This window comes from Flavobacterium flevense (genome assembly GCF_900142775.1).
GTDB classification, from domain to species: domain Bacteria; phylum Bacteroidota; class Bacteroidia; order Flavobacteriales; family Flavobacteriaceae; genus Flavobacterium; species Flavobacterium flevense.
The window spans coordinates 16,878-30,081 of sequence record NZ_FRCC01000009.1; the positions used below are offsets into that span (position 1 = coordinate 16,878).

Genomic DNA, 13,204 nt, shown 5'->3' on the forward strand with positions numbered 1-13,204 from the left:
TGAATTTTTTGTTTTTACATTATTGTTGTCAAAAATACTATTTATTATAATAAGTAATCACTTAGATTATTTATTGCTTTAAAAAAATATATAGCAATGCTTTTTAATTGGCTTTTGTTAAATTTACAGGAAAATCAACTAAAATAGCGAATGGCCTTTTTAAATAAAATTAACCTGAAAGCAGTATTAGACAGAAATACAGGATTTGGTACCAATGCAAATAGTTACGGTGGTCGTTTTGTAAATAAAAATGGAACTGCCAATGTAGAAAAGCGAGGTATGAATTTTTTGCACCGCATCAGCTGGTACCATACTATGATTGAAATGCCTGCCTGGCAATTTATGGGGGTTATCATCTCTTTTTATATCGTAATAAATTTAGTTTTTGCGTTGATTTATTTTGCTATCGGAATTGAACATTTGGATGGTATTCCAACTACGGATAGTGATTGGGTTAAATTTGGTCAGGCTTATTTTTTTAGTGCACAAACGTTTACCACAGTGGGATATGGACATATAAGTCCGCTAGGTTTTTTTACCAGTTTGCTTGCTGCAGCGGAAGCTTTGATGGGTTTACTCAGTTTTGCAATTGCTACAGGTTTGTTTTTTGGGCGTTTTAGTAAGCCCACCGCTTTTTTAAAATTCTCTCACAATGCATTGATCTCGCCTTATGGTGATATCTCCGGATTGATGATCCGGATGACTCCTTTTAAAAATACAAATTTTACTGATGCCGAAGCCAAAATGACTCTGGGAATGAGTGTGGAAGAAAACGGTGTAAAAGTGAATAAGTTTTATTCCTTAAACTTAGAACTTGAAAGAATCAATGCATTAACCTTGAGCTGGACATTAGTTCATCCTATAACCGAAGAAAGTCCTTTGTATCATTTTACCAAAGATGATTTTATAAATACAGAAGGAGAAATTCTGGTTTTTATAAAAACATTCGATGATATGTTTTCTAATACTGTAGCGGCAAGAACTTCCTATACTTTTGATGAAGTTGTTTACGGGGCTAAGTTTGTGCCTATGTATGAAAGGAGTACAGATAATTCTAAAACAATTCTGGATTTAGACAAGCTAAATTCTTACGTAGTATATAATATTTAATTTGTTTTTAACTTTATAGTAGGTTGTAGATGTAAAAACGTATATTTGTTTAATGTTATTTATAAATAGATGAACAATATAAAAAATGTTTTTAGTATCAAAGACCTTGAAAATTTGTCAGGGATTAAAGCACATACCATTCGGATATGGGAAAAAAGATATCAAATTCTGGAACCCATGCGAACGGATACTAATATAAGATTGTATGATTTAGTGAGTTTGCAAAAACTGCTTAATATTACTTTTTTACATAATTACGGCTATAAAATATCCAAAATAGCGACCTACAAAGAAGATGAAATCCCGGAGTTAGTCAGTCAGATTGTATCCGTTAAAAATTCCCGAAATCATGCATTAAGTGCTTTTAAAATGGCAATGATGAATTTTGATCAGCAATTGTTTTTTAATACGTATGACTGGTTAGCTGCCGAAAAATCTTTTCAGGAAATTTTCTTAGATGTCTTTATTCCTCTTTTGGAAGAAATTGGGGTTTTATGGCAAACAGACACCATTACTCCGGCTCATGAGCATTTTGTAAGCTATTTAGTACGTCAGAAAATAGTTCTGAATTCAGAAAAACTTCAGGTTTTAAATCCTACCCGGTTGGATAAAGTTTTTGTCTTGTCACTTCCGTTGAATGAAATTCACGAACTGGGACTAATGTATCTGCATTATGAAATACTTTCTAAAGGGTATAAAAGTATCTATTTAGGTGAAAGTATGCCTATCCAAAATTTGAAAGATCTGAAAAAGCATTTTGAAAATATTGTCTATGTTTCTTATTTAACTATAAAACCGGACAGAGATCAGGTAAATGAGTATGTTGAAGAAATGGTGGCGGAGTTACAAGACGATACCACCGAATTATGGTTTATAGGGCGATTGGCTTCATTAATTAATTCAGAAAAAGTAACAGATAAGATTACGGTAGTTGATTCCATTTTGGATTTTAGTTACAAGTTGTAATTTTGTTTAATATTTTTGTATATTTGTTAAACAAATGAGAAAGAAAATTACAATAATAGGATCTGGTTTTTCAGCATTATCCGCTGCTTGTTATCTGGCAAAAAGTGGTCATGAAGTGCTGGTGTTTGAAAAAAATAATGCTGTAGGAGGAAGAGCTAGGCAATTAAAAAAAGACGGTTTTACTTTTGATATGGGACCAAGTTGGTACTGGATGCCTGATGTTTTTGAGCGTTTCTTTGCCGATTTTGGAAAAAAAACAACCGATTATTATGAGCTTATAAAATTGTCTCCGGCTTATCGGGTCTATTTTGGAGTGAATGATTTCATTGCTATTGCTGATAATCCGGATGAAATTGTTGCCACTTTTGAAAATATTGAAAAGGGCAGCGGAAAACAACTTCGGGAGTTTATTGCCGAGGCTAAAAGTAATTATGATATTGCAATTAAGGACTTAGTGTATCGCCCGGGAGTTTCTCCATTAGAATTAGTGACGGTAGAAACAGCTAAAAAAATAGGACAGTTTTTTAGCAACATCAGTCGGGATGTTAGAAAGAAATTTAAAAACGAAAAGCTTATTCAAATTTTAGAATTTCCTGTTTTGTTTCTTGGCGCTAAGCCATCTGATACGCCTTCTTTTTATAGTTTTATGAATTATGCCGACTTTGGTCTCGGAACCTGGCATCCTAAAACGGGAATGTTTGATGTGGTGAGAGCCATGGAAAGTTTAGCCCGTGAATTAGGAGTTCAGTTTTTTGTCAATTCGAATATTGAAAAAATAATTGTCGAAAATAAAACTGCCAAAGCGATTATAGTAAACGGAGAAAGAATTGAATCTGATTTGGTTTTAAGTGGTGCCGATTACCATCACACTGAAACTTTATTGGATCAGCAATATAGAATGTATTCAGAACAGTATTGGGAAAGTCGCGTTTTTGCACCTTCTTCCTTATTGTTCTATGTTGGTTTCAATAAAAAAATAACCAATATTTCGCATCATGCCTTATTTTTTGATACTGATTTTTATCAGCATGCTAAAGATATCTATGATGAGCCGCAATGGCCGGCTGAGCCTTTATTTTATGCTAACTTTCCTTCGTTAACTGATAAAACAGCAGCACCCGAAGGTATGGAATCAGGTTTTTTCTTAGTGCCTTTAGCGCCTGGAATTAATGATTCAGAAGCATTAAGAGAGGTTTATTTTGATAAAATAATACAACGTTTTGAGGCGATTACGCAGCAAAATATTAAAGAGAATATTATATTTAAGCAATCCTTTTGCAAAAACGATTTTGTAGAACAATACAATTCGTACAAAGGAAACGCTTATGGAATGGCAAATACTTTATTACAAACTGCTTTTTTAAGGCCAAAACTAAAAAGTAAAAAAGTTCGTAATTTATATTTTACAGGACAATTAACAGTTCCGGGACCCGGAGTTCCTCCGGCATTAATCTCCGGAAAGTTAGTATCTGATTTGATAGACAAACAATTTCTAAAAGTATAGTTATGAAGCAATTATTTGATGATGTTTCCTTTAAATGCAGTAAACTGGTCACAACAAACTATAGTACTTCTTTTTCGCTGGCGGTGTATATGCTTTCGCCAAGTATCAGAGATGCTATTTATAGTATTTATGGTTTTGTCCGTTTTGCTGACGAAATTGTAGATTCTTTTCATGGTTTTCAAAAAGAAGACCTGATTAAGGATTTCGAAAAAGAATATTACAAAGCCTATCATTCGGGCATTAGTCTCAATCCTATTTTGAATTCTTTTCAGCACACGGTTAAAAAGTATAATATTGATGACGATTTAATTCAGGCTTTTTTAACAAGCATGAAAATGGATTTAATTAAATTAGATTATCAATCAAAAGCGGAATACGAAGAATACATTTACGGTTCAGCCGATGTAGTGGGACTGATGTGCCTAAAAGTATTTGTAAACGGAAAAGAACATAAATATGAAACTTTAAAAGATGAAGCCATGCGATTGGGATCTGCTTTCCAGAAAGTAAATTTCCTGCGTGATTTAAGAGATGATAATCTTATTTTGAACCGTAATTATTTTCCCGGAGTCGATTTAAATTCTTTTGATGAAAAAGCTAAAAAAGCCATCATTAACGAAATAAAAGAAGATTTTCGAATTGCTTATCAGGGAATTGTAAAATTACCTATAGAAGCTAAATTTGGCGTCTATACCGCTTATGTATATTACAAAAAATTACTGAAAAAACTGGAAAATACGCCTTGTCATGACATAGGAAATGCCAGAATCCGAGTTTCTAATTATACTAAAGCAACCCTTTTAGCCCAGTCTTTCGTGACGTACAAACTGCGAATGATTGAGTAAATAACCGATTTTAAAAACTAAAAAATGATTTATTTTTTAATTACAATAGCCGTTTTTTTATTGATGGAATGTGTCACCTGGCTCACTCATAAATACATCATGCACGGACTCATGTGGTATTTTCATGAAGACCATCATCAGCCTAAATACGAACACGTGTTTGAACGCAACGACATTTTTTTTGTCATTTTTGCCATTCCCAGCATCGTTCTTTTTTATTACGGAGTTGAGGGCGGCGTCAACTATTTGTTTTTCATAGGCCTCGGTATCACCATTTACGGAATTTGTTATTTCCTGATCCACGATGTCTTAATTCATCAGCGTTTCAAGTGGTTTAAGAATACAAAAAACAAATATTTAATAGGTTTGCGAAAAGCTCATAAAGTACACCATAAGCATTTAGGAAAGGAACACGGCGAGTGTTTCGGGATGCTTTTTGTGCCTTTCAAGTATTACAAAATGTAAAATAATCAGGGCGTGCCCTTTTTGAAAAAACAAGAAAAATGTTTTTTCAAAAAGGTCGGGCTATCCGTTGCAATCTTTATGTTTTTAAAGAAAAAACATAAAGGATTTCCACTACTATCCCTCACGCGACTCACTTTGTCTGAAAAAACAAACTCATGAAAGTATATTCAAAACAAACCGTCCAACATGTCAATGCTACGATCGAAGAATGTTGGACTTTTTTTTCCAGTCCGGCTAATTTGCAAAAAATAACACCGCAATCCATGGGATTCAAAATCACTGATTTTGACGGAAAAAATATGTATGCAGGACAAATTATTCAATACAAAGTTTCACCACTTTTCGGAATTAAATTACCCTGGGTTACTGAAATCACTTTCGTAAAAGAAGGCAGTTATTTTATAGACGAACAGCGTTTTGGACCTTATAGTTTGTGGCATCACAAACATTTTTTTGAACCTGCTGAAAATGGTGTAAAAATGACCGACTTGGTACATTATGCTCTACCATTGGGTTTCATTGGACGCATCATGAATACCTTGGTTGTTAAAAACAAACTCAAAGAAATTTTTGAATACCGCGAGCAAAAAGTTAACGAAATATTCAATTCTAAGTAATGACTAAAACAGCTGTTTCTTTTTTTTGGTTCCGACGCGATTTAAGGTTGGAAGATAATATTGGTTTTTACCACGCTTTAAAATCCAAATTTCCCGTTATTCCATTATTCATTTTTGACGAAGCTATTTTAGACAGTTTGCCTGAAGATGATGCCAGAGTAGGGTTTATTCATGAAACACTTTCTAAAATAAATGCAGAATTAAAGCTAACCGGAAGTTCATTATTAGTAAAAAAAGGAAAAACACAGCAAGTCTGGCAGCAGCTTATTGAAGAATTTGATATCAAAGAAGTCTTTTTCAATAAGGATTATGAACCTTATGCTAGAGAACGGGACGAAAGCATTTGTCAATTATTAGAAGCACATCAATGCATCACTTTTTCATTTAAAGATCAGGTAATTTTTGAAGAAAATGAAATTACAAAGGCTGATGGTTTGCCTTATACGGTTTATACGCCTTATAAAAATAAATGGTTGGAAAAATTCCATCAGGAAAAACCCATTCGGGAATATAGTACTTCGGGATTAGTTTCTAATTTATATACAAGCAATTTCAGTTTTCCATCATTAGAGCAAATCGGCTTTGTAGAAAGTCCAGTAAAAGTAAAACCGTATACACTTGATACTTTAGATAATTACCAGGAAACAAGGGATTTTCCAGCGGTAGATGCCACGTCTTATTTGTCGCCACATTTGCGTTTCGGAACGGTGAGTGTTCGTAAAATGGTCAATTTTGCAGTCAAAACCAATGCTGTTTTTTTGAGCGAATTAATCTGGAGAGAATTTTTTATGCAAATTCTCTATCATTTTCCTAAAGTAGTGACGCAGAATTTCAAATCAGCTTATGATGGAATTCAGTGGCGTAATAACGAAGAAGATTTCCAGCGCTGGTGTACAGGAACCACCGGTTATCCCATGGTCGATGCCGGAATGAGACAACTTAATGAAACCGGTTATATGCACAATAGGGTTAGAATGGTTGTAGCTAGTTTTTTATGCAAACATTTGATGATTCAATGGCAATGGGGGGAAGCTTATTTTGCTCAGAAATTACTGGATTATGATTTGTCAGCCAATGTAGGAAACTGGCAATGGGCAGCAGGAACAGGCTGTGATGCGGCACCGTATTTCAGAGTTTTTAATCCTGATATCCAACTCAAAAAGTTTGATGAAAAAGGAATCTACATCCGCAAATGGATTCCCGAATTTGATTTGGGTTATGGAAAACCCATGGTGGAACATGCTTTTGCGAGAGACAGAGCCATTGCTACTTACAAAGCCGGAATTATTAAGTGATTTTTGTTTTAAACATATAAGTCATATAAGCCTTTTTTACCATTAAGAAATTAAGCTTCATTTAGTTTTTACTTAATTAAACTTAATTTCTTAATGGTTTATTTTAGTTTCAACTTATATGACTTATATGTTTAAAAAAATTATCGAATCAATCTCCGCAACATTCCCTCAAAAATAAACCCATGAAAAGGTAAAACTGAATACCAATATAATTTTCCCCAAATGCCTCGTGGTCTAAAAGTAGCCGACTGATACAGTGTATTTCCAATAATCTTGAATTCCAGCCAGGCTTCTCCCGGAAGTTTCATTTCGGCAAATAAAATTAATTTTCCTTCTTCTTTATTGGCATACAAAACCCGCCAAAAATCCAATACATCGCCGGAATTAATACTGTGTTTATTGGTTCGTCCTCTTCGTAATCCTACGCCACCAAATAATTTATCGATAAATCCTCTTATATTCCAGAGCCAATTGCCGTAATACCAACCAGTTTCTCCACCTATGGACCATATTTGATTAATAGTGAAATCCCGATTTATGACTTCTTTTTTGCGTCTGTCGATAAAACAGTCTTTTTTTGGGACTTTTAAATAACCGGAAAGATTAGTATTAAAGCGCCCGCTAATTAGGGAATCTTTCCAGCTTGACGCCACCTGATCTTCTTTTACTTTCAGCAAAGCTTTAGACAAAGCTTTTTCATAGGACATGGGTTGCACATTCAATAACTCATTGATTTTAGTATCCTTGCATATCACTTCCACTTTCATACTGCTTACCAATGCTGTAGCTAATTTGTAGGATGTCGAGGTGACAAAATACAGCCAGTAGGATGATAATTTTGGGGTCATAACCGGAACTGTAAAGATCCAGCGACGTAGTTTTTTTGCTTTGGCGAAAGTCAGAAGCATTTCTTTATAAGTGAGAATATCAGGACCGCCAATATCAAAACTTTGATTGTAAGTAAGCGGATTCAACAAGGATTTGGTCAGGAATTTCAGTACATCATTGATGGCAATAGGTTGGCATTTAGTATTGAGCCATTTGGGGGTAATCATCACGGGAAGTTTATTGACTAAATCCCGAATAATTTCGAATGAAGCACTGCCGGAACCCACGATAATTCCTGCTCTTAAAGTAGTCATGGCAAAAGTTCCCAAATTGAGTACATCTTCTACTTGTTTCCGTGATGATAAATGTTTGGAAAGCGATTTATCATTGACAATCCCGCTTAGGTAAATCACTTGTCTAGCTTGAGTCTGATTGATTCTTTCTGTGAAATTTTCAGCCGAAATTCGTTCCAGTTCATCATAATTATCCGAAGATCCGGACATGGAATGAATTAGGTAATAAGCAGCGTCAATGTAAATTGGAATTTGGGATAGCGTTTCCTTTTTTAAAAAATCAACTTCAATAATTTTCACATTTGCCTGCAAAGCTGCAGCTAAATAAAACCGGTTTTTATCTCTTACACAGCACAAAACTTCATGGCCTTGCGCTACCAAAAGGGGCAAAAGCCGTTTTCCAATGTAACCTGTTGCACCTGTTAAGAGAATTTTCATGGTTTTTAATTTTTGAATTGCCGTTGATTTTAGTCAACGGAATTAAGTTGAATATTGAATGGGCTTTAGCCAAATAGTTATTATAAATTTGGCTAAAGCCAATACATGTATTATTTGTAAACCTTTGGCTTAAGCCAAAGGCAATTCAAGCAAAAAACAGAGGTATGCTTTAATCTGGGCAGTTTTTTATTGATTTTTTAAATTTATAAATTGTGAATTACAATCAATCTCCCTGTTATTACATTATTTTATATTTTAAAACTGACAATGCCATAATCCATTTCAAAAATTTGTCCTGAAATTGATTTTGCTTTTTCTGAAATCAAGAAATCAGCCATTCCGGCAACTTCTGTTGGTTTTAAATAGCCCTTCATAGGATGGCGTTCTGTCATGTTTTCTTTCATTCGGTCGTTTCTTAAAATATTCGAAGAAAGCGAAGTTTCAGTTATCGTAGGAGCAATGGCATTGATACGAACTACCGAAGCCAGTTCAGCTCCTAATGATTTAACCAGTCCTTCAATTCCTGCTTTTGCAGTAGCAATACTCGCATGAAAAGGCATTCCTAGTTTTGCAGCCACGGTGCTGAATAGTACAATTGATGGTTCATCTCCTTTTTTTAAAATGGGTAAATATTTCTGAATGGCTTTGACCGCTCCGATTACATTGATTTCAAAATCATTCCTGAAATCATCAATGCTGAGATTACCAATGGGTTTTAGATTAATAGAACCCGGACAATAAATGAGGGTATCAATGGCTTCAATTTCCGGGAGTGCATCCTGTAGTACATCCACTGTAAAATGTTTCAGGTTAGGATGTGTAATCTCAGGTGCAGATCTACTGATGTTATACACAAAATTATTTTCTAATTGTTTTAGCAAGATAGCACTCCCAATTCCTTTACTGCCTCCTATAATGGCGATTTTTTTCATATTCGAAATCTGTTTGAATTACCTTTTTGAAATTTTGTTGCTGTTAATTTGTCTTTGTCTGCTGCATTTAAAGCGACCTTCACTAAAACTTCTCAATTTTTCATGTTTCGTTTTACGGCCTTGCACTCTTTCGCGCCACATTTTAAAGCTGGAAGGCTTCATTTCGATACGCATCAGGTCAATGACTTCCTGCTCTTTTAGTCCAAATTGAACCCGAATGGCATCAAAAGTTGTCCGGTCTTCCCATGCCATTTCGATAATGCGGTCTTTATCTAAATCAGATAATTCAATTTTCATTTTGATATTTTAAATAATTATTGACCACGATTTTAGCTTTCAGATCAAACATCAGATTGTACAAACCAAAAAAGGTTCTGTTCATGTAAATAAAGTGTTTCGAACCACGGTTTCCATTCATTTTTTTAAGATTGGTATCTTTAGAAAAACGTTCGCCTAACTGCGCGATGTTTTCAAAAAACACTTCGTCGGAAAAATCAAAAGTTTCCGTTTGAAAAGGTTTGGTAAACAATGACAATAAATCATAAAACATTTGCGTGAAATAAGTAATTTCTTCGGGAGTGTCATCCGTTCTGAGAATTTCTAATTCAAATAATTTTTTTCGAAAGAGTTCCTCGTCATCAATAATGTCTTTGTTAATGAGTTCGAAATACGGAATGTAAAAATCATTCGGAATTTGTTTCATACATCCAAAATCCAGAGCTACCAATTCGTTTTTATCATTAATCAGGAAATTTCCGGGATGCGGATCAGCATGTACTTTTTTAAGAACATGAATTTGATACATGTAAAAATCCCAAAGTGCTTGACCTGTTTTATTAGCAATTTCAGGATCTGAATTTTTAAATTCGGAGAGATGAACTCCTGTCATCCAGTCCATTGTAATGATTTTTTCTGAAGAAAACTCAGGGTAATATTCCGGAAAAACCAGATTTTCTATTTTTTTGCAGGCATCCACTACTTCCTGACTTTGTTTGAGTTCCAGTAAATAATTGGTTTCCTCAATTAATTTATCTTCTACTTCTTTAAAATATTTATCAGAATCTTTTCCTTGGAGATTAAACATTCGGATCGCTATTGGTTTAACCAAAGCCAAATCAGACGAAATACTGTTAGCAACTCCGGGATATTGGATTTTGACGGCTAGTTTTTTGTTGTTTTTTACTGCCAGATGTACCTGACCGATACTTGCCGCATTGACTGAATTAGCATTAAATTCATCAAAAATTTCATAAGGTGTTTTGCCAAAATTAGATTTGAATGTTTTTAATACTAATGGCGCCGAAAGCGGTGGAACAGAGAATTGCGACAAAGAAAATTTTTCTACATAAGCCTGTGGCAGGAAATTTTTGTCCATGCTTAGCATTTGTGCTACTTTTAACGCACTTCCTTTCAGGCTCTTTAAACCGTCATAAATATCTTCGGCATTGTTCTCGTTTAATTTATCACGGCTTAAGTCTGAATTGACTATTTTTTCACCATAATATTTTAAATAATTCACACCTACTTTAGCTCCGGTTTGCACCAGTTTTGTGGCACGTTCAATTTTTGAAGTTGGAATATAATCGATTGTTTTCATTAGTTTTTTTGCATTTTTTCTTTAAAAATAAATTTCCCAAAATCAATTAAGCTATTGATAGGTGCCACATTCATTAATTCAAAACTTAATTTCACTGATTTTTCAATATAAACATCGGTTTTTTCAAAATTAGGAGAACCGTCTTCCAGCCAGAATTTTAATGTAAACAGAAATTGAATCCAGGCACTTTCCTGAATTGCTTTCTCCTGAAATTCCTGTATTTTTTCTTGTTGCAGTCTCACTTCATCGGTGGTTATTGCGGCAATGAAATTCTTGAAATGAGTTCTTAAGTCTGAAAGCTGTATCAGGTTTTTTAACTGATTTTTGTTTTCGTTCAAACTCATGGTTACATAACTTCTGTTAGCAGCCAGCAATTCGAAAAAAGTAAAATAAAAACTTAATAGTTTACTTTTCATGTCATAAGTTTCATAATTAGGGTCTTTAGAAAGTAATTCAACCGTTTTTTCTAAAAACATAGTATAGATTTCTTTTTCAATACTTTCTAAATTCCCAAAGAACGAATAAAATTCGGCTTCTGTAAATCCGTTTAATTTAGCAAAAAGATATACTGATTTGGGTTTTTCATTGTGTTCTAATGTGTAATCCATGTATAGGGATACAATAGTTTCCTTTGTGAGTTTTATTTTTTTAGTTGCCATTTTTTATATGTTTTATTTAGTTTATAAAGATAATGAATTGTTTAACTAAAATGTGTTAATGTTAAACAAAATAACTTTGTATCTTTGAAATAAAACTGCGAAAAGTGATTTTATGAGAAAAAATATAGTAATAACCGGTGGAACAGGATTTGTGGGAAGGCATTTAACTAAATTGTTAGTAGCCAATGGCTTTTCGGTTTCTATTATGAGCAGGACTAAAAAAGTAAATACAGAAAATGTTTTTTACTATACCTGGGATGTGGAAAAACAAACTATGGAAGAGGAAGCAGTTCAAAAAGCGGATTACATTATTCATTTGGCCGGGGCTAATATTGCAGGAAAGCCCTGGACAGATAAACGTAAAAACGAAATTGTATCGAGTAGAGAACAAACTGCCCAATTGATTTATGATACTTTGCAAAAAACGAATACGCAATTAGAAGCTTTTGTTTCAGCATCGGCGGTAGGGATTTATGGCGCCATGAATGGTCAGGCAATTTGCCATGAAGATATGCAGCCGGCAAATGATTTTTTAGGATTGACCTGTCAAAAATGGGAAGTTGCAGCGGATGCATTTGAAAAACTAGGAATCAGAACCGTAAAAATTCGTACTGGTTTAGTGATGGGAGAAAATGATGGTTTCTTAAAAAAATTAGCTCCCGTTTTTAAATTTAAACTCGGAGCTGCTTTAGGATCGGGAAAACAATATATGCCGTGGATTCATATTGATGATTTGTGCAGGATATATTTAGAAGCCATACAAAACCCGGAAATGCGAGGAGCTTATAATGCGGCTGTTTCTGATGATACTACTAATGAATCATTTTCTAAGGTTTTAGCCAAGGTTTATGGATATAAATTATGGTTGCCTAATGTGCCTTCGTTTTTGATAAAATTAGTTTTGGGCGAAATGTCAAAATTACTCTTAACAGGAAGAAGAGTTTCTGATGCAAAAATAAAGAAACTCGGTTTTCAATTTAAACATACCAATTTAGAAGCGACATTAAGAGATTGTTTGTCATTGTGATTTATTGAAGTTCAGCATCGACGGTGACACTGACATTTTTAGATATTTTACTGCGTACCATAAAAGGGATGTCAATTTTAAAATCGTCAGTATTTAATGTGAAATTAGAATGAATGGCAATCTTATTTGTTTTTGTTTTAGAAAGCGTCGCAGCTACTCGGATGTTTTTAGTGACACCATGAATGCTAATTCTTCCTTTGATATAATATTCACCGGGGTTATCATTGATTTTAAGAATAGAAAATTTTTCAATTTCGCCTTTAAAAGTTGCTTTTGGATATTTGTTACTTTCCATATAATTAGCATTAAAATGATCCCGCATCAGGCTTCTTTCAAAAATAAAATTTTGAATAAAGGCTACAAAGGTGATGGAGCCGTTTTTAGTATTTAAAATGGAGTGCAGTTTATTGTTTTCTGCCGCTACAGCTTCATAAAAAGGAACAGAAGCTTCAAAAGAAATCATGCCATTAGTTGTCGTTTTTTTATCCTGAGCAACTATTGGAATACTGAAAAAAAATAAAAACAGGAGTAATTTTTTTTTCATGGCACTTGAACTTTTATACTTAAAGTTAGAAAAAAAATGCCAAAAATCCTAATAAACAAAACCTAAAAAATCCCTAAAATAAGC

At 33.9% G+C, this 13,204-nt stretch carries 14 protein-coding genes; 8 read left to right on the forward strand and 6 right to left on the reverse strand.

All coding sequences use genetic code 11. The annotated features are described in order from the left end of the window. Window positions 1-150 precede the first annotated feature (150 nt). The 7 genes from BUB89_RS14285 (at window position 151) to BUB89_RS14315 (ending at window position 6,802) form a co-directional block, all read left to right on the forward strand. Window positions 151-1,110: an ion channel gene (locus BUB89_RS14285; protein ID WP_073246188.1), complete on the forward strand. Its 960-nt coding sequence runs from the start codon at window positions 151-153 to the stop codon at window positions 1,108-1,110. Between the two features lie 69 nt (window positions 1,111-1,179). After that, window positions 1,180-2,076, forward strand: coding sequence for a MerR family transcriptional regulator (locus BUB89_RS14290; RefSeq protein WP_073246189.1), 897 nt, complete (start codon window positions 1,180-1,182; stop codon window positions 2,074-2,076). Between the two features lie 34 nt (window positions 2,077-2,110). Beyond that, window positions 2,111-3,580, forward strand: a complete 1,470-nt coding sequence (locus BUB89_RS14295) for a phytoene desaturase family protein (protein WP_073246190.1) — start codon at window positions 2,111-2,113, stop codon at window positions 3,578-3,580. Window positions 3,581-3,582: 2 nt separating this feature from the next. Beyond that, window positions 3,583-4,425 carry a phytoene/squalene synthase family protein gene (locus tag BUB89_RS14300; RefSeq protein WP_073246191.1) on the forward strand — a complete coding sequence of 281 codons (843 nt, stop codon included), beginning with the start codon at window positions 3,583-3,585 and terminating at the stop codon, window positions 4,423-4,425. Window positions 4,426-4,449: 24 nt separating this feature from the next. Then, window positions 4,450-4,890 carry a sterol desaturase family protein gene (locus BUB89_RS14305; protein WP_073246195.1) on the forward strand — a complete coding sequence of 147 codons (441 nt, stop codon included), beginning with the start codon at window positions 4,450-4,452 and terminating at the stop codon, window positions 4,888-4,890. A gap of 155 nt (window positions 4,891-5,045) precedes the next feature. Beyond that, window positions 5,046-5,507 (forward strand): SRPBCC family protein, encoded by a 462-nt coding sequence (locus BUB89_RS14310; protein WP_073246196.1) that lies wholly within the window; start codon window positions 5,046-5,048, stop codon window positions 5,505-5,507. Continuing rightward, window positions 5,507-6,802, forward strand: coding sequence for a cryptochrome/photolyase family protein (locus tag BUB89_RS14315; RefSeq protein WP_073246197.1), 1,296 nt, complete (start codon window positions 5,507-5,509; stop codon window positions 6,800-6,802). The genes BUB89_RS14310 and BUB89_RS14315 overlap by 1 nt, the downstream gene beginning before the upstream one ends. A gap of 140 nt (window positions 6,803-6,942) precedes the next feature. Here BUB89_RS14315 and BUB89_RS14320 read toward each other — a convergent pair whose 3' ends face one another. From BUB89_RS14320 to BUB89_RS14340, 5 genes are all read right to left on the reverse strand, one after another. Continuing rightward, window positions 6,943-8,361: an SDR family oxidoreductase gene (locus BUB89_RS14320; RefSeq protein WP_073246198.1), complete on the reverse strand. Its 1,419-nt coding sequence runs from the start codon at window positions 8,359-8,361 to the stop codon at window positions 6,943-6,945. Window positions 8,362-8,609: 248 nt separating this feature from the next. Next, window positions 8,610-9,293 (reverse strand): SDR family NAD(P)-dependent oxidoreductase, encoded by a 684-nt coding sequence (locus BUB89_RS14325; RefSeq protein ID WP_073246199.1) that lies wholly within the window; start codon window positions 9,291-9,293, stop codon window positions 8,610-8,612. Between the two features lie 18 nt (window positions 9,294-9,311). After that, window positions 9,312-9,590 (reverse strand): TIGR03643 family protein, encoded by a 279-nt coding sequence (locus tag BUB89_RS14330; protein ID WP_073246200.1) that lies wholly within the window; start codon window positions 9,588-9,590, stop codon window positions 9,312-9,314. Beyond that, window positions 9,580-10,890 carry an ABC1 kinase family protein gene (locus BUB89_RS14335; protein ID WP_073246201.1) on the reverse strand — a complete coding sequence of 437 codons (1,311 nt, stop codon included), beginning with the start codon at window positions 10,888-10,890 and terminating at the stop codon, window positions 9,580-9,582. The genes BUB89_RS14330 and BUB89_RS14335 overlap by 11 nt, the downstream gene beginning before the upstream one ends. Further along, on the reverse strand, window positions 10,890-11,549 hold the full coding sequence (locus BUB89_RS14340) for a TetR family transcriptional regulator C-terminal domain-containing protein (RefSeq protein ID WP_073246202.1): 660 nt from the start codon (window positions 11,547-11,549) through the stop codon (window positions 10,890-10,892). Before BUB89_RS14340 ends, BUB89_RS14335 begins: the two co-directional genes overlap by 1 nt. A 112-nt stretch (window positions 11,550-11,661) precedes the next feature. Here BUB89_RS14340 and BUB89_RS14345 point away from each other — a divergent pair, with 112 nt between their 5' ends. Beyond that, window positions 11,662-12,576 (forward strand): TIGR01777 family oxidoreductase, encoded by a 915-nt coding sequence (locus tag BUB89_RS14345; protein ID WP_073246203.1) that lies wholly within the window; start codon window positions 11,662-11,664, stop codon window positions 12,574-12,576. A gap of 1 nt (window position 12,577) precedes the next feature. On the opposite strand, the gene BUB89_RS14350 is transcribed toward BUB89_RS14345, so the two are convergent. Then, entirely contained in the window at window positions 12,578-13,120 is a 543-nt protein-coding gene (locus BUB89_RS14350) for a YceI family protein (RefSeq protein WP_073246204.1), read from the reverse strand. Window positions 13,121-13,204 lie beyond the last annotated feature (84 nt).

What these genes read in the sequence shown, in the direction of transcription:
- BUB89_RS14315 (WP_073246197.1), top strand. Translation starts at nt 5,507, where the DNA reads ATGACTAAAACAGCTGTTTCTTTTTTTTGGTTCCGACGCGATTTAAGG.
- BUB89_RS14320 (WP_073246198.1), bottom strand. Translation starts at nt 8,361, where the DNA reads ATGAAAATTCTCTTAACAGGTGCAACAGGTTACATTGGAAAACGGCTT.
- BUB89_RS14310 (WP_073246196.1), top strand. Translation starts at nt 5,046, where the DNA reads ATGAAAGTATATTCAAAACAAACCGTCCAACATGTCAATGCTACGATC.
- BUB89_RS14330 (WP_073246200.1), bottom strand. Translation starts at nt 9,590, where the DNA reads ATGAAAATTGAATTATCTGATTTAGATAAAGACCGCATTATCGAAATG.
- BUB89_RS14300 (WP_073246191.1), top strand. Translation starts at nt 3,583, where the DNA reads ATGAAGCAATTATTTGATGATGTTTCCTTTAAATGCAGTAAACTGGTC.
- BUB89_RS14325 (WP_073246199.1), bottom strand. Translation starts at nt 9,293, where the DNA reads ATGAAAAAAATCGCCATTATAGGAGGCAGTAAAGGAATTGGGAGTGCT.
- BUB89_RS14285 (WP_073246188.1), top strand. Translation starts at nt 151, where the DNA reads ATGGCCTTTTTAAATAAAATTAACCTGAAAGCAGTATTAGACAGAAAT.
- BUB89_RS14295 (WP_073246190.1), top strand. Translation starts at nt 2,111, where the DNA reads ATGAGAAAGAAAATTACAATAATAGGATCTGGTTTTTCAGCATTATCC.
- BUB89_RS14350 (WP_073246204.1), bottom strand. Translation starts at nt 13,120, where the DNA reads ATGAAAAAAAAATTACTCCTGTTTTTATTTTTTTTCAGTATTCCAATA.
- BUB89_RS14290 (WP_073246189.1), top strand. Translation starts at nt 1,180, where the DNA reads ATGAACAATATAAAAAATGTTTTTAGTATCAAAGACCTTGAAAATTTG.
- BUB89_RS14305 (WP_073246195.1), top strand. Translation starts at nt 4,450, where the DNA reads ATGATTTATTTTTTAATTACAATAGCCGTTTTTTTATTGATGGAATGT.
- BUB89_RS14335 (WP_073246201.1), bottom strand. Translation starts at nt 10,890, where the DNA reads ATGAAAACAATCGATTATATTCCAACTTCAAAAATTGAACGTGCCACA.
- BUB89_RS14340 (WP_073246202.1), bottom strand. Translation starts at nt 11,549, where the DNA reads ATGGCAACTAAAAAAATAAAACTCACAAAGGAAACTATTGTATCCCTA.
- BUB89_RS14345 (WP_073246203.1), top strand. Translation starts at nt 11,662, where the DNA reads ATGAGAAAAAATATAGTAATAACCGGTGGAACAGGATTTGTGGGAAGG.